The organism is Providencia huaxiensis (genome assembly GCF_002843235.3).
Taxonomy (GTDB): domain Bacteria; phylum Pseudomonadota; class Gammaproteobacteria; order Enterobacterales; family Enterobacteriaceae; genus Providencia; species Providencia huaxiensis.
The window spans coordinates 1247766-1266098 of sequence record NZ_CP031123.2; the positions used below are offsets into that span (position 1 = coordinate 1247766).

Annotated in this window: 15 protein-coding genes, 1 tRNA gene and 1 pseudogene; 10 read left to right on the plus strand and 7 right to left on the minus strand. The window is 41.7% G+C overall.

Annotation, left to right across the window (positions count from 1 at the left end):
- The first annotated feature begins 34 nt into the window (after positions 1-34).
- From kdsA to CYG50_RS07245, 3 genes are read left to right on the plus strand one after another with little or no spacing between them, the layout of a single operon-like run.
- Positions 35-889: a 3-deoxy-8-phosphooctulonate synthase gene (gene kdsA / locus CYG50_RS07235; protein WP_102140452.1), complete on the plus strand. Its 855-nt coding sequence runs from the start codon at positions 35-37 to the stop codon at positions 887-889.
- 12 nt (positions 890-901) lie between these two features.
- Complete coding sequence (mnmL, locus tag CYG50_RS07240; protein WP_102140453.1) at positions 902-1804, plus strand: tRNA modification radical SAM protein MnmL/YtqA; 903 nt, start codon at positions 902-904, stop codon at positions 1802-1804.
- Between the two features lie 20 nt (positions 1805-1824).
- Positions 1825-2559, plus strand: coding sequence for a tetratricopeptide repeat protein (locus CYG50_RS07245; RefSeq protein WP_102140454.1), 735 nt, complete (start codon positions 1825-1827; stop codon positions 2557-2559).
- Between the two features lie 49 nt (positions 2560-2608).
- On the opposite strand, the gene dauA is transcribed toward CYG50_RS07245, so the two are convergent.
- The 6 genes from dauA to CYG50_RS07275 all read right to left on the minus strand — a co-directional run bounded on the left by dauA (position 2609) and on the right by CYG50_RS07275 (position 10078).
- Positions 2609-4342: a C4-dicarboxylic acid transporter DauA gene (dauA, locus tag CYG50_RS07250; protein WP_102140455.1), complete on the minus strand. Its 1734-nt coding sequence runs from the start codon at positions 4340-4342 to the stop codon at positions 2609-2611.
- Positions 4343-4624: 282 nt separating this feature from the next.
- Positions 4625-5014: a hypothetical protein gene (locus tag CYG50_RS23435; RefSeq protein WP_232368181.1), complete on the minus strand. Its 390-nt coding sequence runs from the start codon at positions 5012-5014 to the stop codon at positions 4625-4627.
- Entirely contained in the window at positions 5007-6362 is a 1356-nt protein-coding gene (locus tag CYG50_RS07260) for a phosphatase PAP2/dual specificity phosphatase family protein (protein WP_375373119.1), read from the minus strand. The genes CYG50_RS23435 and CYG50_RS07260 overlap by 8 nt, the downstream gene beginning before the upstream one ends.
- Before the next feature lie 269 nt (positions 6363-6631).
- Positions 6632-8398, minus strand: a complete 1767-nt coding sequence (locus CYG50_RS07265; protein ID WP_102140458.1) for a bifunctional alpha/beta hydrolase/class I SAM-dependent methyltransferase — start codon at positions 8396-8398, stop codon at positions 6632-6634.
- 9 nt (positions 8399-8407) lie between these two features.
- On the minus strand, positions 8408-9031 hold the full coding sequence (locus CYG50_RS07270) for a CDP-alcohol phosphatidyltransferase family protein (protein ID WP_102140459.1): 624 nt from the start codon (positions 9029-9031) through the stop codon (positions 8408-8410).
- 243 nt (positions 9032-9274) lie between these two features.
- Positions 9275-10078 (minus strand): helix-turn-helix domain-containing protein, encoded by an 804-nt coding sequence (locus CYG50_RS07275; RefSeq protein ID WP_102140460.1) that lies wholly within the window; start codon positions 10076-10078, stop codon positions 9275-9277.
- A gap of 153 nt (positions 10079-10231) precedes the next feature.
- On the opposite strand from CYG50_RS07275, the gene CYG50_RS07280 reads away from it, so the two are divergent.
- From CYG50_RS07280 to CYG50_RS07300, 5 genes are all read left to right on the plus strand, one after another.
- The gene (locus tag CYG50_RS07280) at positions 10232-11182 is read left to right on the plus strand and encodes a 4-hydroxyproline epimerase (RefSeq protein ID WP_102140461.1); all 951 of its coding nucleotides are present in this window, start codon (positions 10232-10234) and stop codon (positions 11180-11182) included.
- A 9-nt stretch (positions 11183-11191) separates the two neighbouring features.
- Positions 11192-12439, plus strand: a complete 1248-nt coding sequence (locus CYG50_RS07285; RefSeq protein WP_102140462.1) for an NAD(P)/FAD-dependent oxidoreductase — start codon at positions 11192-11194, stop codon at positions 12437-12439.
- 17 nt (positions 12440-12456) lie between these two features.
- Positions 12457-13323 (plus strand): 4-hydroxy-tetrahydrodipicolinate synthase, encoded by an 867-nt coding sequence (gene dapA / locus CYG50_RS07290; protein ID WP_102140463.1) that lies wholly within the window; start codon positions 12457-12459, stop codon positions 13321-13323.
- A gap of 8 nt (positions 13324-13331) precedes the next feature.
- Positions 13332-14816, plus strand: coding sequence for an aldehyde dehydrogenase (locus tag CYG50_RS07295; RefSeq protein ID WP_102140464.1), 1485 nt, complete (start codon positions 13332-13334; stop codon positions 14814-14816).
- Between the two features lie 87 nt (positions 14817-14903).
- Entirely contained in the window at positions 14904-16424 is a 1521-nt protein-coding gene (locus CYG50_RS07300; protein ID WP_102140465.1) for an alanine/glycine:cation symporter family protein, read from the plus strand.
- Positions 16425-16432: 8 nt separating this feature from the next.
- Here CYG50_RS07300 and CYG50_RS07305 read toward each other — a convergent pair.
- Positions 16433-16520 (minus strand) — tRNA-Ser (locus CYG50_RS07305).
- A 337-nt stretch (positions 16521-16857) separates the two neighbouring features.
- Here CYG50_RS07305 and ghrA point away from each other — a divergent pair.
- Together ghrA and CYG50_RS07315 are read left to right on the plus strand one after the other, a co-directional pair.
- Positions 16858-17799: a glyoxylate/hydroxypyruvate reductase GhrA gene (gene ghrA / locus CYG50_RS07310; RefSeq protein ID WP_102140466.1), complete on the plus strand. Its 942-nt coding sequence runs from the start codon at positions 16858-16860 to the stop codon at positions 17797-17799.
- Between the two features lie 137 nt (positions 17800-17936).
- A pseudogene (locus CYG50_RS07315) lies at positions 17937-18329 on the plus strand (TorD/DmsD family molecular chaperone); the annotation flags it as partial.
- Positions 18330-18333 lie beyond the last annotated feature (4 nt).

Consider the following 18333-nt stretch of genomic DNA (forward strand, 5'->3'; position numbering starts at 1 on the left):
CTAATGTCCCTGTTTCAATATTAAAGGTAAGAGTATGCAGCAGAAAGTAGTCAATATTGGTGATATCAATGTCGCGAACGACTTGCCGTTTGTGTTATTTGGTGGAATGAATGTATTAGAATCTCGCGATATGGCGATGAAAGTGTGTGAGCATTATGTCACTGTGACCCAAAAGCTGGGGATCCCTTACGTTTTTAAAGCATCATTTGATAAAGCAAACCGCTCATCAATCCACTCTTACCGTGGCCCAGGTCTTGAAGAAGGAATGAAAATTTTTCAAGAGTTGAAACAAACATTTGGTGTGAGAATTATTACTGACGTTCATGAACCTGCGCAAGCAGCTCCTGTTGCCGAAGTTGTTGATGTTATTCAATTACCGGCTTTCTTGGCTCGTCAAACGGATTTAGTTGCAGCCATGGCTAAAACAGACGCAGTAATTAATATCAAAAAACCTCAGTTTATCAGCCCAGGACAAATGGGAAATATCGTTGAGAAATTTATCGAAGGTGGCAACGATAAAATTATTCTTTGCGACCGTGGAGCAAACTTTGGTTATGACAACCTAGTTGTTGATATGCTTGGTTTTAATGTCATGGTTCAAGCATCAAAAGGCTGTCCTGTCATTTTCGACGTAACCCATGCACTACAATGCCGCGACCCGTTTGGTGCAGCATCTGGTGGTCGTCGTGGGCAAGTTGCTGAATTGGCAAGAGCTGGAATGGCGGTTGGGATAGCCGGGTTATTTCTTGAAGCTCACCCAGACCCAGATAATGCACGCTGCGATGGCCCATCAGCATTACCATTAGATAAGCTGGAACCATTCTTAAAGCAAATGAAAGCAATCGACGAAGTTGTAAAAGGCTTCCCTGAGTTAGATACGAGTCGCTAAGTTAGGCGGTTTATGCAACTCACTGAAGTCGTTTCTATGTTCGGCGCTGATTTGCAGCGCCGATATGGTGAAAAGATTTATAAAATTACCTTACATGGTGGTTTTAATTGCCCAAACCGTGATGGCACCCTTGGGCGAGGAGGCTGCACTTTTTGTAATGTGGCTTCTTTTGCTGATGAAAATCAGTCATCTCAAACTATTAGTGAACAAATTCACCAACAGATCACCCGAATTTCCCGCGCAAAACGTTACTTAGCTTATTTCCAAGCCTATACCAGCACTTATGCCGAAGTGAGCCTATTAAAACAACTTTATGAAGAAGCCTTACTGCAAGCCGATATTGTTGGATTATGCGTAGGTACCCGCCCTGACTGTGTTCCTGAGTCAGTGTTATCCTTGCTAAGCCAGTATCAACAGCAAGGCTATGAAATATGGCTTGAGTTAGGTTTACAAAGTGCCCATGATAAAACACTACATCGTATTAATCGCGGCCATGGTTTTGATGCATACCAACAGACGACACAAAAGGCTCGCAGCCTTGGATTAAAAGTTTGTACACATTTGATTTGCGGATTACCCGGTGAAAATGCCCAAATGAATATGCAAACACTTGATAAAGTCCTTGAGTGCGGAACGGATGGTATCAAACTTCACCCTTTACATATTGTCGAAGGTAGTGTGATGGCCAAAAGTTGGCGGGCAGGGCGCTTGGCAACGCTTTCTCTCGATGAATATACTGAAATTGCAGGTGAAATGGTGCGCCATACTCCGGCTGATATTGTTTATCACCGTATTAGTGCCAGTGCAAGAAAACCCACATTACTCGCCCCGAGCTGGTGTGAAAACCATTGGGTGGGAATGAATAATTTATATCAATATTTCTTAAAATGGGGCGGGCAAGGCTCCGCACTTTGATATATTCAATGAGAATACATATGAAATCAACTTTCTATAAAGCTATTATCGTTTCGTCTCTAATTACGTTTTCTTTTCAAGCGATAGCTCAACTTGATATTACCCCAGAAGATAAACAGAAATTTGTACAAACTCACCAAAAAGCAGCCAAGAAAGATGCTCAGGCCCAGTATCAGCTTGCCCAAATGTATTTTTCCGGTTTAGGTGTTCTTCAAAATCTTAATAGTGCGCGTTTATGGGCAAACGAAGCTGCAAAAAATGGTAATGGGGATGGTTATGCATTATTGGCAGATATCAATCTATTAAGTGATAGTTATTTTTCACAGGAATTGATTGATGCTCGTAAGTACGCGACGAAAGCTGTTGAAATGGGCAGTACGCGTGGCAAAATCAGTTTAGCAGAGTCATTGATAAACCCAATTGCGGGTAAAACGGATTATCAGCGGTCTATAGAACTTCTTAATGAGGTTAATGCGTTAAATAACCCAGATTATTTTATTGCGCCTATTTTGCTTGGTGTTATTTACTTAGATGGCAAAGGTGTTGCAAAAGACGAAAAGCAAGCACAACAATGGTTTGATAAGGCAAATGAGATGACTTATCCGGGCTATGCAGAGTGGATGGCAGCGTTTAAATTTTCTGAAGATAATACAGGTACGGTGACCATCGACCAAGTGAAAGCAAAAAAATTAAGGGAAATAGCCTGCGAAAAAGGAAAAAGTGCAGGGAATGAGATGTTTTGCTTCAGCGAGTGATACTAAACCGCCATGTAAAATAACATGGCGGTTTGGTTTGATACTTAAGTTAAGGTGTTGTTATTGGCTTTTCTGTGTCGATAGAACCCGCTTGTTCGATAGCTTTAACGGCTTCAAGCGCATGATCCATTGAATTATAAAAACTCAATACGCCTTCAATAGGTGCCACTTTTGCTCTCGCCAATGTTTTTAATGGCTGGAACGGAATATCACAAACTAAGATATGGGTATCTTTGCGAACGGCATCTATGAATTTTTCGAAAGCTTCTAAGCCCCCCGCATCCAATACAGGTACTGCGTCCCATTGCATAATAATAGTTTTATAGCCAGCGCTTTTGACACGTAACTCATCAAAAATACGTTCAGCAGCAGCGAAAAACAACGGGCCATTTATTCTTACGACTAAGCGGCTTTGTTCTTCATCTGTTTCTGCTAGTTGTGTTGAACGGGTCATATTGGCAATACGGCGCATAAACAATAATGATGCGAGAACAATCCCGACAGTGATGGCAATAACCATATCAAATAGAACGGTTAGAGACATACATAACACTAATACAATAATGTCATCTTTAGGAGCACGTTTAATTAGGTAAACGACCTTACCTGCAGCACTCATGTTCCAAGCCACAATCAATAATAATGCAGACATAGCGGCTAATGGCAGATAAGAGAGCATTGGAGCAAGAACCAATAATGTGAGTATCACCAGTATTGAGTGAATAATCGCAGAAATAGGGGATGTTGCACCTGCTCGAACGTTAGCTGCGGAGCGAGCTATTGCAGCGGTTGCGGTGATCCCACCAAAAAAAGGCGCTGCAATGTTCCCCACACCTTGGCCAATAAGTTCACTATTAGAATGGTGTTTGGTTCCCGTCATGTTGTCCAATACTACGGCACATAACAGTGACTCAATTGCGCCCAGTACCGCCATAGAAAATGCTGCAGGCATTAATGCGGTGATCATCGCCCAGTTAATTGGTGCACTTCCGGGGAGTTCCCACGGCAAAATAAACTGCGGTAGAATAGGGGGAATACCATTACCTTCAGTGCCATCAGGCAATAAATAGCTAAATTCAGAACCGATAGTCGCGACTTCCATACCAAATAATGAAAGCACCCACATGACGAAAGTCCCGACAATAAGGGCTGGCAAATGGCCAGGAAGTTTTAGTTTTAGTTTAGGCCAGAAGATAAGCACCAAAAGGGTTGAAAGCCCAATTAAAGTGTCACTGTATTGAAATGTGGGGAATGTATTGCCAATAGCAATTAGCTTATCAACATAGTTTTCTGGGACATGCGCCATTTGCAAGCCAAAGAAATCTTTAATCTGCATTGTGGCAATGGTGATAGCAATTCCCGAAGTAAAGCCTAAGGTGACAGAAACGGGAATGTATTCAATAAACTTACCAAAGCGAGCAAACCCCATCGCAAGAAGTATGATACCCGACATCAATGTGGCGACTAATAACCCACTCAACCCAAATTGTTGAGAGACTGGGTAGAGGATCACCACAAAAGCAGCCGTGGGGCCAGAAACGCTATAGCGAGACCCACCTGTTACTGCAATGATGATCCCTGCAATAGCCGCAGTATATAGCCCATATTGTGGTGGAACACCGCTAGCGATAGCCAAAGCCATTGCGAGGGGGATAGCGATAATACCCACGGTAATACCCGCGATTAAATCCTTAATAAAGCGGGTAGCCGTATATTTTTCTTTCCAACAAGAATCTATTAGCGCACTAAAAGGGCGCAACCTATTAATTTTTTTTGTACTCATTATACCCTACCAAATAACAGGGTGAAAAATAAACGAAAGATGTACCTATAAGGATACGCTTAGCAACCTGAAAAAAATCTGTTATGTATCAATGAATCTACAATTATCATAACGTTTTCAGTAACAAAAGTAAAAAAACGTTATATTATAAAGAAAAATAGTTAGAATATATTTTATATGGTTACGTTCCTGTTTTAGATGTGCATATAAATAATAGTCATTTTATTTTTTAATCGTAAATATAAATCATTATAAATAATAAATTGGTCAATACTTAATCGACTAAACTGCTATTATTGCTGCCAATAGCCCTATCCATTGAAGCAGCGCTATCCCAAGTGCTCGTGTGAAAAGGCGTTTAGTTCCAGACCACCTTTGTTGCATCGTACGATATTTAATTTTGCTTGGAAATAAACAATTCAAAGCATTATCAAACTGTTCCGTTTCATTATGCGTGTAGATAATTTTAAAAAAATGGTTATCTAACCAAAGACGATATATATAATACTGGCAAATTATAAATATAATTACATTGGCGAATAAAATATATTTAGAGTAATTAGAATAGAAAAACAAAGCGAATTGGCAAAATAGTGCCAATACAGACCCAGTAGCAAAATAACGCCAACTATGAGTCAAAATAGTGATGACCTCACCTTGCTGTTTATTCATCAATGTATTCATTTTTCACTCGGTTTAGATGGTAATTGGTGTGCCAATCATTCAGTTGTTCTATCGTTGCTGTATTTAAAATAACTTGTGGGCGAGCTTGTTCAACTAACGTTACGGCATCTTCTATGTTTTTAGCATCGCCATGATGTACCAACCATGCAACAGCAACAGTCGCACTTCGTGAATAACCTAATTTGCAATGAATGTATACCGGACCCTGTTTTATCAGTTCATCCATAGTATGGACTGACTTTTCGATATCTTCCGCGCTTAGTGGTAACAAATCAATTTGCGGTTGGCTACAATATTTCAGTCCTTTGCTGTAAAAATTGCGAGGCCATTCGCAAGTCATATCTAAAACAGCTTGAGCTTGCAAAGCGTATAGTGGGCGGCCTCCCAAAACGATATGTTGATTAACAATACTGGGTTGTGCGCAGTGCTTAGCGAAGTAATGATAGGTTCCCCAAGCAATGAGCCGGTACGGTAGTAATAAAATAGCAGCAGAAGGGGAAATATTTCCTTCAGGTGTTTTTTGAAAGACGCTGGCGCCTGCCCCTAAATAGCCGAGGGTAATAAAAAAGAGGGCGATAGCGGGCCATAATAGTACCCAAGCAAATCCTTGGAAGATAAAAGCAAGAATAAAACAAGCAAGAGAACCTATTCCATAGTTTTTGCTCATTTTAAAACTGCGAGGGGACCCCGTGTAGTGCCATTGCCAACGAGTTTGTATAGGAAGCAAATAGCTAATTAATAGGCCAACTGCAAATCCAGTAACGACATCAATAAAATGGTGCTGCCATGTGGTCAACACTGAAATTAAAATTAAAATAGACCAGCTATGAAGTAACCAGCGCCACTTTATTGGAGTATGGGCTCGAAAACGTAACCAGAGGATCCACAATAAAATAATATGTAATGAAGGGGCTTGGTTAAAAGGGAGGTCAAATAGTTCTAGGCTGTTAAACATCCAGCCAAATAGCCCATCAGTGGTTGGCCGAGGGAAACTAAACTTAAGTGGAAATAGCAAAAAACCAATACAGGCAACAAGAGAAGCTGTGATAAGCCGTAGGCCATGGATGGTTTGTTCTTTACGGGTCGTACAAATAAATAATGATAACCCATAGAATATGTCAATACTCCAATAGGGAATGATAGTCCAAGGAAGAAATGGAATATGTGTTTCCCAAGAAAAAACGACAGACGGAACCCGGTGTAACGTTGCAGTATACGTATTAACTTGGCCATAAGTTAAGAAGAAAAAAGGGGCTAAAAAAACTAACCATAGCAAACCAGACAATATTATTTTGTGTCGAGGTATAGTCTCTTGAGGCTCGCGGGTTGTAATCATCATCCTTTATTCTATTCCTTTAAATAGCAACAAACTGGTGGTGATATCAAAAAAATAACTGGAAAAACAGAGAGTATTAAGCAGCATAGGTGCTTTACTCGCAATAAACAACGGGTATTAGCGATGGTTAAAATTAGTGATTGATGGCAATGGTTCACCATCAATCATTAACAACTAATTATTTACTGCCAATCATTCACTGCCAATCATTCACTGCCAATCATTCACTGCTAATCATTCGTTGCTAATTACATAGTATGTTGAATGCATTAACGTCGTCTGGCTATAGATACGCTGAATATCCCCCAGTTATCAATAGATTGATTCAATTTTTCAAAGCCCGCGTCTTCAACTAAGCTATCCATTTCACCTTGGCTGCGGCAACGCATAACCCATGCTTGACCACCTTGGTGGCTTGGTAGTACACGGGCAATCATCTCAACTTGGGGGTGCCATGGTTGGCAGGTATAAATTAATAGCCCACCAGATGGAATTGCCCGAGAAAGCCCATTTAATGACGCCTTTATCATTTCATTACTGGGGAACAGTTCATATAAGCCACTAACGATACCAATAGTTGGTGATGGTGAAACGGCAGCTAAATCATCAGCGTCAAAAGCATTGCCTTCAGTGAATTGAATTTTGTCTTCAAGGTAACGCTGTTTGATGTGTAGGCGGCCTTGTTCAACGTTGACAGGGCTATAGTCTCTTAGTAGGACAGATTCGACTTTGCCATAGTCATTGATTGCGTCAAAAATGTAACGGCCTTGGCCTGCGGCAATATCCATAATTCGCACAGGTGTCCCTTTATCAGTGAGGTCACGAATAGCCTGTCGAATGATATTTTCAATGTTAACTTTACGTTGGCGTATTCCTTGCCAGCCGATACTGTTGAGATACTGTCTATCAATAACACGGCCAAATAAGCCTTTACCCTGGGCTTTATCGCGGTATACGTAATCAAGGGTTGAGCCTGAATCAAACCCTTTGTCATAACCAATACGAATACCTTCAGAAGCTTTGCCTAGTGTACTCATTGATTTGCTCATAATTTTATAAGCAAGATTTTTAGGGCACCATTTAGGCAATGGAGTCATGAGTGAACGATATTTTTCAGCGCTGGCACTCCATATATCTTCATATTGATAATTATGTTGGTAGCGCGGTAAGGCGAATAATTTGTCGATAAAATCACGGATTTTCTCTAGCGGGATATGACGATCTTTTTCTCCTAAAGTGTCGTGATAAAAACCGGGTAATATATGTTTTTCTTTTATTGGGGTATTTAATTTATCAAAAAATTGATGTTGAGGCCGATGGTGAACAACGTGGTCGCTACCTGAAATAAATAGTTGGGTGGGCAAAGTAATTGCGCCCGCATCAGCAACGATGCGATCAGCCGTTTTATACAGTTCAAGTAAAATATTGACGGCAATAGGGCGAGTAATCAATGGGTCGCGATTAAACGAATCAATGCGTTGTTCATCATGAGTGAGATACTTGGCTTTGACATACGAATTTACATAGAACAAGCCGCGCGTTTTTTGCATTAAAGCAAGCCCTGTTCGGGCAAATGGGACGTACAATTTAACTTTAAATGCAGGGGAGGCGAGTACCATCCCTCGAATTTTTGGGGCGTAGTCATGAACCCAAGCGGAGACAAGAACGGCACCAACACTTTGCCCGATAACAATGATATTTTCTAACGGAATAGTATATTCAGTGGAAATGTAACGCACAAACTCATCGACATCATTGATGGATGTGCTGAGTGAAGGGCTATAACCTCGAGGGCCATCATTTCTGCCATGTCCACGGGCATCCCATGCAAACATAGCATAGTCAGGTAGATTAAGTTCATCGACTAAATGGGCGACACGGCCGGAATGTTCGTGGCCACGATGAAATAAAATAACCGCTTTGTTGGTCGAAACCTCTGCTGGCCAATGTCGATAAAAAAGAGAAGTATGGTCACTGGTGGTAAATTGGGACTCAATAACGGGACGTTGCGTCAGATAATCTGTTTGAACGTTCATAATTCTTCCTTAATTATTATTCTCATGTGTAGATAATTCACAAAGAGCACGGCGAATACGGTTATAGCAAGTATAAAACAGCAACAAAGTTAAAAAGATAAACAGATAACTTACCCAACTAGACAATATGAGCTGTGGAAAAATGCTAATGAGAAGCCCTAACGCACCGAAAAAAAATGCACGATCACTTTTACCTATTGGGCCATCATAGCGGCGAGACGCACCAATAGCTTGAGCGATAACACCAATAAATTCAGTCAGTAGCGTAAGAAATAGAATGAATAAAATAAGCCAAAATACTTGAGGGAAAATAACCGCAAATGGCAAGTACAGAGCAATATCTGAAATGACATCACCGAGCTCATTCAATATTGCACCAAGGTGGCTTTTTTGGTTGTGCTCCCTAGCTAACATGCCATCAATCGCATTGAGTGCCATACGAATAAACAGAACGAAAGGTAATAAAATAAACAGGTGTGGATTTGGAATGAAAAGTAATAGCATTCCGCTGATAACGGATAGAAGTAAAGCCGCCAAAGTGACTTGGTTGGCGGTAACACCCGCACTAAATAGCTTATGAACAATTGGACGAAGAAGATCTTGAAATTTAGGTTTCAGATCGTAAATGGTCATTGAGTATTCCTTTCCCATCACTGCACTATGACGCAGCATTGGGATATATCAATACGCGATTGATTGATTTCTGCAATAAGAGCTATCTCAAGTTAGGAGATAACCAAAGGAAGCTATCCTATAATTTTAACGATAAGATTACGGCAATTATTTGAATAATCGAATAAAAAATATTTAGTGGCAGTGAAATAGAAGGGACTTATCAAAATTAAGGAAAAACAGATTAACCGATATGATACCCGATCACGCCAATACTTTTTGTTTATCGATTCGTGAACGCATTCGTTTGAATTGGCTAGGTGTCATTGTGGTCATTTCTTTGAATTTTCGACAAAAAGCGCTGTGATCAGCATATGCACATTTACTGGAAATTTCAGTAATTGAAAAATCATCTTCGAGCAGTTCAATAGCATGTTCCAGACGCATCTTTTGAATATATTGTTGGGGGGTTATCAAAAAAATCGCTTTAAACTGGCGGTTTAATTGAGAAAGCGAGAGGCCAGATATTTCAGCAAGAGTTGTCATTTTTATCGCAATATCAAAATGTTCACTAATATAGCGCTCAACACGGCTAAGCTGGTTATTCAGTTTAGGGCTGACCGATTTGACATCTTGTAAATCCACTGAAATTCCTGCAACCCCAATAACTTGGTTACGTGTATTAAAAATAGGAACCTTAGTTGTTAAACACCATCCCAACAAGCCTGCTTTATACAGGTGCAGTTCAAGCTTATTAATGACGCTAATTTTCTTTTCCATCACTAAATAATCTTGAGAACTATAGCTTTGGCCGAGTTCCGAATGAAAAATATCCTCAGCACCTTTACCTACTAAATGGTTAACACTATCGATTTTACAGCGGGTGGCTAAATTATCATTGGCCAAAACATACTTTGCATTATGGTCTTTCACAAAAAAAGTCACATTCGGCAAGGTATTAATGAGTGGCATAATCAAACCTAAATGGTTTAATAAAATATCAATATTATCAACGGGAAATAGCATGTTTTCCTGACTAATCAACAGCAATTTATTTAGATTGATCATGCCGCGCTCCGAAATATTAAATTAATTTTATTAATTCTGTTAAATATTTTTAGATTGTGCTGAAAACCGCATAAGTTTGTTAGAAAGATATCAAGAGTTGTTAACAAAAATCAAGCATTCTATTAACAATGATAATAGATAGGATGCTAACCAATGCAATCTCAATATACCAAAATTGAAGTTATCGACTCTCATACCGCAGGTGAACCAACTCGGCTTGTTATTGATGGATTTCCCGATTTAGGGCAACAAAGCGTGGCCGTTCGCTTAGATATTTTGCGTAATAGTCATGATATCTGGCGTCGTACAACGATTTTAGAACCTAGAGGTAATGACATTCTAGTGGGAGCCCTATTGTGTAAACCACAAAACCCAGCGGCAACAGCAGGCGTGATTTTTTTTAACAATCAAGGTTACTTGGGAATGTGTGGTCACGGCACTATCGGTTTAGTGGCCTCGTTGCACTTTCTGGGGCATATCACTTATGGCAACCATCTTATCGAGACGCCAGTTGGAGATGTAACAGCACAATTACATCAAGATGGTAGCGTGAGTATTCAGAATGTGTATTCGTATCGCTATCGCAAAGCGGTACGAGTTGATGTCCCAGATCTCGGCACGGTTATTGGGGATATCGCTTGGGGTGGAAATTGGTTTTTTCTTGTTGAACAGTCGCCAGTTGCCATTGATTTCCAAAACATTAAATTACTGACAGAAGTCAGTTTAAAAATCAAGCAAGCCTTAGTTGACCAAAGTATCTACGGTAAAGATGGCCAAGAAATTGACCATATCGAATTATTCGGTTCACACCCCAATGCCAATAGCCAAAGTTTTGTGTTATGCCCAGGTGGCGCATATGACCGCTCGCCTTGCGGAACAGGGACTAGCGCTAAACTCGCCTGCTTAGCTGCAGATAAAAAGCTGGCGGCAGGGGAAATCTGGCATCAAGCCAGCGTCATTGGCAGCCAATTTCAGGCTAGTTTTCAACAGGCTGATGAAAACGGCATTATTCCGACTATTCGCGGGCATGCCTATATCAGCGGAAAAAATACCTTATTGATAGATGAACAAGATCCATTTCGTTTTGGGATCTCGGTGGCATAGGGGTATGAAATGGAACGTAAATATCCAGTGATCGTGGTGGGTGGTGGCATTATTGGTTTGAGTATCGCACTGACAGTGCAAGCGAATGGCTCACAAGTGTTGCTGCTTGATAAACAGGAAATTGGCCAAGGTGCCTCATTTGGCAACGCAGGGCATATTGCGACAGAACAGGTTTTCCCGATTGCTGATCCGAGTGTTTTAACATCAATTCCAAAAATGCTCCTTGACCCATTGGGCCCTCTGCGTCTGGATTGGCGTTACTTATTACCGTTAACACCTTGGTTAATCAAGCTGTTAGGTAACATGCGCCATAAGCCCTTTACCCATATCCATCATACATTGATGACATTAAACAGTGCCGCTTTCGATTCATGGCAAGTATTTATTCAGAAATGGCAATTAAGTGATCTTGTCAAAATGAAGGGTTCACTGTTGGTGGCTGAGAAAAAAGAAACGCTCGATAAGTTAAGCCAGCACAGTGAGTACTTGCAACGTGTTGGTATAGCTAATCAATTGATTGATCAAGATGCGCTACTAACACGCGAACCTGCTTTATCCGAAAGGCAAATCGGGGGTATTTTTTATCCAGATACCGGCCATGTTGTGGATTTATGTGCATTACACCAAAAGCTGACTGAGGCGTTTTTACACGCGGGTGGACAAGTATTAACCCACTGTGAAGTAACAGAAATTACATCGACGTCGAATCAACAAGCGGTATTGACAACGACCCAAGGCCAGTTCACAGGCCAAAAAATTGTTATTGCAGGCGGCGCATTTTCCAAATCACTAGTGAGAATGGTTAGTCGCATCAATGTGCCGTTAGAAACTGAGCGCGGTTATCATTTGATGTTGCCCCATGAATTGGGACGATTATCAATACCCGTATCAAGTATGGATAGACGTTTTATTATGACGCCAATGTCTCAAGGGTTACGCCTCGCGGGAACCGTGGAGTATGCGGGGCTAAAGCGTCCAGCCAATATGCAACGCGCTCAACATTTTCTACCGTTAGCGCAGCCGATGCTGAAAACGCCATTGAACAGCCAACAATCTACACCGTGGATGGGATTTCGCCCATCAACGTCTGACTCTTTGCCGGTGATCGACCATAAAGGCCCTTATATTTTTGCTTTTGGTCACCAACACTTAGGGCTAACCCAAGCAGCGATCACCGCAGATATCGTTAATAGTTTTATTCATCAGCAACCGACAAGTATCGATTGCATCCCTTTTTCCATTGAGCGATTTCTTTAATATTGAGGAGAATTCAAATGAATTTCCATGGCATTCTTGTTCCTTTAGTCACGCCATTTCATGATGATTTAACATTAAATATCAGTGCGCTTGCAGAGTTAACTGAAAAACTTATTGAGCGCGGAGTTACCGGTTTAGTGGTATGCGGGACCACGGGAGAGTATTACGCATTAAATGAAGATGAACGTAAAACCGTGCTGTCTACGGTTTGTAAAATTGCAAAAGGGCGAGTGACACTAATTGCGGGTATTAACGACTTATCAACTGAAGGTGCCATTGCACGAGCGAAACAAGCTCAAGAACTGGGCTATGAAGGATTAATGTTATCGCCACCTCCGTACAGTTTACCGGATCAGCAAGGGGTGTACGCCCACTATGAAAAAGTCGCAAAATCAACACCATTACCCATTATTATGTACAACTTCCCAGCTCGGATCGGTATTGAAATTGACATTGAAACGGTTATCAAGCTAGCTGAAATTGACAATATTGTCGCTATCAAAGAAAGCAGTGGAAGCTTTAGCCGAGCACTGCATCTATTACAAACACCATTCAAAAATTTTGAGGTCATTTGTGGTTGTGATGACCAACCAGTAGATTTCTTCTTTTGGGGTTCAAAAAGTTGGATAGCAGGAGCTGGGAATGTATTCCCAGCAGAGCAAGTTGCTATTTTTAATGCGGCGCAAGCGGGTGACTGGCAACTCGCTAAGCAGATTATGAATGAAATTTATCCTGCAATTTACTCAATGGAATCAGGAAACTATAACCAAAAAGCCAAAGCGGGTTGCTTGAATGGCACATTCAATGTAGGCCCGGTCCGTTTGCCTCTGTCAAATATAGCGTCTCAAGAACGCGATGAATTCATTAAATTGATTAAACGCTAGGGGGAAATATGACCATGACCCAACAGCAGGTATTTGAACGTGCAAAACAAGGAAAACTGTGGGCTGGCAATTTAATTGCGGGGCATGCAGAACAGCAAAATAAATTAGAAAACCGTACCCCAATCGATAATAGCGTTATTGGTTTTATTGCTGACGGTGATGCGAACGATATTAATGTCGCTGTACAGGTAGCACGTGACACGTTCAATCAAGGTGAATGGCGCGGGTTATCACCTCAAGAACGTAAAGCTATCATGCTTAAGTGGGCTAGTCTCATTGAACTGCACAGTGAAGAACTAGCGGCACTAGATTGTATAGATGCAGGTAAGCCTATCACTGAATGTTTAAATACTGATTTACCCGCAACCATTGAAACCTTTTATTGGTATGCCGAAGCGATTGACAAACTGTTTGGCAAAATTGCACCGACAAGTCATCAAGAATTGGGGCTGATAGTGCACGAGCCTATTGGCGTGGTTGGGGCGGTGTTACCGTGGAATTTTCCTGCTCAAATGTTTGCATGGAAAGTGGCTCCCGCGCTTGCTGTAGGAAACTCGGTGATTGTGAAGCCTGCCGAATTAACCTCATTAAGTGCCTATCGTATGGTGGAACTGGCCTATGAGGCAGGTGTCCCTCAAGGTGCATTAAGTTTAGTTTGTGGATTAGGTGAAAAAGTCGGGGAAGCCCTTGGTCGCCATCATGATGTTGATATGGTGTCATTCACCGGTTCAACAGATGTGGGACGCTTATTTTTAAAATATTCCGCCGAAAGTAACTTAAAGGAAATTGTGCTCGAATGTGGCGGTAAAAGTCCTCAAGTAGTGTTTGAAGATGCAAACATTGACGCGGCAATTCCACATATTATGGCGGCTGCCTTTTGGAATATGAGTGAAAATTGCAGCTGCGGTTCTCGTTTAATTGTGCATGAAAGTATCAAAAAAACACTATTAGACAAGCTTGCTGTAGCGGTTAAAGAATGGAAAGTGGGTGACCCAAGGCAAGCGGATGTTTCAATTGGGCCAATGGTCGAACAGGCTCATTTTGAGAAAGTAAAATCCTTTTTAGATACCACGGTAAAAGAGGGAGGAAAATTAATTGCGGGTGGGAAAATCCATCATGAATTAGGTGCTGGGTGGTACATCGAGCCGACAATTTTTGATGAGGTCACACCTGACATGTCGCTATTTAAGCATGAAGTTTTTGGCCCTATCTTAGCCGTTACATCCTTTAAAACAGATGATGAAGCGGTCGCTTTTGCCAATGACACTCAATATGGTTTAGCGGCTTCATTTTATAGTCAAAACATTCACCGAGCCATGCAAATTGCACAGCGCATTAACGCAGGCACTGTTTCAGTCAATGGCTTTAGTGAAGGTAATATCACAACACCGTTTGGTGGCTTTCGTCAATCAGGTTTTGGCGGTAAAGATAACGGCTTAGAGGCATTTGAACAATATACTCAAACCAAGGTTATCTGGTTTATCCATCAGTAAAAACGTTGACCTGAGTGCCCAAGTGGACTCAGGTTTTTTTTACCCTGCAAATACAAATAAACAATTACAATAACGAAGGAGTACAAAATGGAAGCCATCGTTAATACAATCGTTGGTTACATCTGGGGTAATGCATTAGTGGTATTATCGCTAGGTGTTGGGCTCTATTTTACATTAGCGACTCGCGGTGTACAGTTTCGCTACCTTATTAAAATGGTGTGTTTGTTAAAGGAAAATAAAGCGTCAAAAGAAGGCATTTCCTCCTTCCAAGCATTCTGTTTAGCGTTGTCAGGACGTGTGGGGGTGGGGAATATCGCGGGGGTGGCGACAGCCATTGCCGCAGGTGGCCCCGGTGCGATTTTTTGGATGGTTGTCATGGGGTTATTAGGCGGAGCAAGTGCATTTATCGAATCCACACTCGCTCAAATATACAAACAGCGCTCTGATGACCAATACCGTGGAGGCTCCCCTTACTATATCGAGAAAGGGTTAAAATTGAAGCCATTTGCCATTATGGTGGCTGCCGTTATTTGCCTATCTTATGGTGTACTGGTTCCGGGTATTCAAGCCAATACCATAGCGGATTCCTTCCAATCCTCATTCAACTTACCCCCAATTGCGACAGGCAGCATTGTGACAGTGCTGATGGCGTGGCTAATTTTTGGTGGTATAAAACGTATTGCGAGTGCAGCAGATAAGATTGTACCAATTATGGCTTTGGCTTATATCGTCATGATGGTGATCATCTTGGGTAGCCATTACGAACAAGTGCCGGCTATGTTCAGTTTAATTTTCCGCAGTGCGATGGGAATGGACGCTGTATTCGGTGGTATTATTGGTACGGCTGTTTCATGGGGGGTGCGTCGTGCGGTTTTTTCCAATGTGGCCGGTGCGGGTGAAGCCACATTTAGCTCTGCGGCCGCTGAGGTAAGCCATCCTGTAAAACAAGGGCTGATCCAAGCATTTTCGATTTATATTGATACTGTCGTTGTGTGTACAGCATCGGGTCTGATGATCCTTGTCACGAATATGTATAACGTTTTTCCCGATGGTTCGGCAACGGCCTTAGTTGAATATGTCCCAGGGGTTGCAGCAGGAACCGCATGGACTCAGATGGCGGTATCAACCGTCTTTACTTCCGCAGGATCAGGATTCGTCTCAATCGCTGTATTTTTATTCGCATTCACAACATTGATGGCTTATTACTATATCGCAGAAACCACAATTGTTTATCTTGATAGAAAATTGCGTTACCCCATTCTCAAATTGATACTGAAATTTGTATTTTTGATTATTGTTTTTATAGGAAGCGTGCAATCAGTCAGTTTAATGTGGAGTCTTGGTGATATCGGGTTCGGTAGCATGAGCTACCTCAATCTTATCGCCATTGTCTTCCTATCAAAACCTGCATTACGGGCACTGCGTGACTTTGAGCGGCAGGAAAAACTCGGTGTTGACCCAGTGTTTGACCCAAAAGTAGCAGGAGTAGAAAATGCAGAACTCTGGGAAGATATTAGCCGTGAATACCATGCACAAGGAGTAGGTATAGAACCGAAAGAGAAACAAAACAAAGGGATGGAATATCAAGAAAGAGAGGGTAAGAACTAGAAGAAAAATGGCGGTGAGGGAGGGATTCGAACCCTCGATACGTTGCCGTATACACACTTTCCAGGCGTGCTCCTTCAGCCTCTCGGACACCTCACCGTTTTTCTAAATCTGTTGTGGAGTAGGGAATAAAAACCTGCTCTGCAACGGGGCGCTACTATAGGGAAAATAGCGTCTTACGTCAACTCCCTATTTCTCCTTTTTCCGACTTTTGTTGCTGTTTAGCTAAATAAAAAACAATTTGATTATTATCTAATCTTAAATGTGACCGACTAAGGTAAATAATACTCTTGATGTTAATTTAAAACGGCAAGTCGTGGAGGTAAAAACCGTTAGCTAGTTAACAAATTTCTGATTGAGTAGCGTGTATAGGCTTGATTAACTTGAAAAGAAATGCCATTCGGCACACTCTGTTAGAAACCAAAGAGGAGTTGCCATGAATATTTTATTTTACCATCCATTTTTTGATTCAAAACAGTGGATTGACGGTATGAAAGCGCGATTACCACAGGTGAATATTCGCCAATGGGAAAAAGGGGATAACCAAAGTGCGGATTATGCCATGGTTTGGTTACCGCCTTATGAATGCCTTGCTGGCCGAAGTGATTTAAAAGGTATTTTCGCGTTAGGTGCGGGGGTGGATGCTATTTTAAAGCAAGAACAAGACAAACCTGGCACCTTACCGGCAGGCGTTCCTGTCATGCGTTTGGAAGACACGGGTATGGCGATCCAAATGGAAGAGTACGCTTGCGCGAAAGTGTTAAGCTATTTTCGTCGCATGGATGAATACCGGCAGTTGCAATCACAGCGTCAATGGAAGCAGTTACCAGCTTATCAACACGAAGATTTTGTTATCGGTGTGATGGGGGCTGGTGCATTAGGGCAAGCCGTTGCAAAGCGCTTAGTTAGCTTTGGTTTTCATGTAAGAACATGGAGCCGCTCTGAAAAGCAACTAGATAACGTGAAAAGTTATTTTGGTAATGACCAATTAGCCAGTTTTCTTTCTGGTACCCGTGTGGTTATTAACCTTCTGCCAAGTACACCAGAAACGGTGGGAATTTTAAACCAGCAGCTGTTTAGCCAGCTACAGCAAGGGGCATATGTCATTAACCTTGCACGTGGAGCCCATTTGGTTGAACAAGATTTGCTTGTAGCGCTTGAATCAGGGCAAGTTGCAGGTGCTGCACTGGATGTTTTTGCGAGTGAGCCGTTATCGCAAATGCACCCGTTCTGGACACATCCACGTATCGCTATCACTCCCCATGTTGCGGCCTTTACAAAACCGAAAGAAGCCATGGATATGATTGTCAGTAATATTGAACGCATTGAAGCAGGCCAAGCCCCTGTTGGTGTGGTTGATATGCAACGCGGTTATTAGCCACTTCTTTGTTGCGAGTGGTCTTTGTGATCACTCGCAATCATCACCCCTAATATCTTTCCTATTTTTTCGATATACTGAAAGTAACTGCTTCGGTCACGAGGTGTGACTACTGAATCTGTAAAATAGGATAATATATGAACGAATTTTCAATCGTCTGCCGTATTTTGGGGACACTATTTCAACGTAGTCCCTCTGATAGCCTCGTAAAGCCGCTTATTGATATGATTGCTCAAGATAAATTAAAAGCATCATGGCCATTGGAACAAGATGAGTTGTGGTCACGCATGGCGAAAGATCTCGATATCAATGCGGTTAATGCGGATTACCAAGCTCTGTTTGCAGGTGGATCCCCAGCAGTTTCAATGTTAGCGAATGATTACGATTCTGAAATTACAGAAGCAGAGGTTCGCGAATTTTTAACTGTGAGAGGAATGTCTTTGACGAATGCGCCGGCTGATGCGTTTGGTGCTTTACTACTCGCAGCTTCTTGGTTGGAAGACCAAGCGGCGGAAGTTGAACCCGCATCTGGAA

Coding starts and splice junctions, on each gene's coding strand:
- CYG50_RS07245 (WP_102140454.1), top strand. CDS start 1,825: ATGAAATCAACTTTCTATAAAGCTATTATCGTTTCGTCTCTAATTACG.
- CYG50_RS07265 (WP_102140458.1), bottom strand. CDS start 8,398: ATGAACGTTCAAACAGATTATCTGACGCAACGTCCCGTTATTGAGTCC.
- dapA (WP_102140463.1), top strand. CDS start 12,457: ATGAATTTCCATGGCATTCTTGTTCCTTTAGTCACGCCATTTCATGAT.
- ghrA (WP_102140466.1), top strand. CDS start 16,858: ATGAATATTTTATTTTACCATCCATTTTTTGATTCAAAACAGTGGATT.
- kdsA (WP_102140452.1), top strand. CDS start 35: ATGCAGCAGAAAGTAGTCAATATTGGTGATATCAATGTCGCGAACGAC.
- CYG50_RS07270 (WP_102140459.1), bottom strand. CDS start 9,031: ATGACCATTTACGATCTGAAACCTAAATTTCAAGATCTTCTTCGTCCA.
- CYG50_RS23435 (WP_232368181.1), bottom strand. CDS start 5,014: ATGAATAAACAGCAAGGTGAGGTCATCACTATTTTGACTCATAGTTGG.
- dauA (WP_102140455.1), bottom strand. CDS start 4,342: ATGAGTACAAAAAAAATTAATAGGTTGCGCCCTTTTAGTGCGCTAATA.
- CYG50_RS07260 (WP_375373119.1), bottom strand. CDS start 6,362: ATGATTACAACCCGCGAGCCTCAAGAGACTATACCTCGACACAAAATA.
- mnmL (WP_102140453.1), top strand. CDS start 902: ATGCAACTCACTGAAGTCGTTTCTATGTTCGGCGCTGATTTGCAGCGC.
- CYG50_RS07285 (WP_102140462.1), top strand. CDS start 11,192: ATGGAACGTAAATATCCAGTGATCGTGGTGGGTGGTGGCATTATTGGT.
- CYG50_RS07295 (WP_102140464.1), top strand. CDS start 13,332: ATGACCATGACCCAACAGCAGGTATTTGAACGTGCAAAACAAGGAAAA.
- CYG50_RS07280 (WP_102140461.1), top strand. CDS start 10,232: ATGCAATCTCAATATACCAAAATTGAAGTTATCGACTCTCATACCGCA.
- CYG50_RS07275 (WP_102140460.1), bottom strand. CDS start 10,078: ATGATCAATCTAAATAAATTGCTGTTGATTAGTCAGGAAAACATGCTA.
- CYG50_RS07300 (WP_102140465.1), top strand. CDS start 14,904: ATGGAAGCCATCGTTAATACAATCGTTGGTTACATCTGGGGTAATGCA.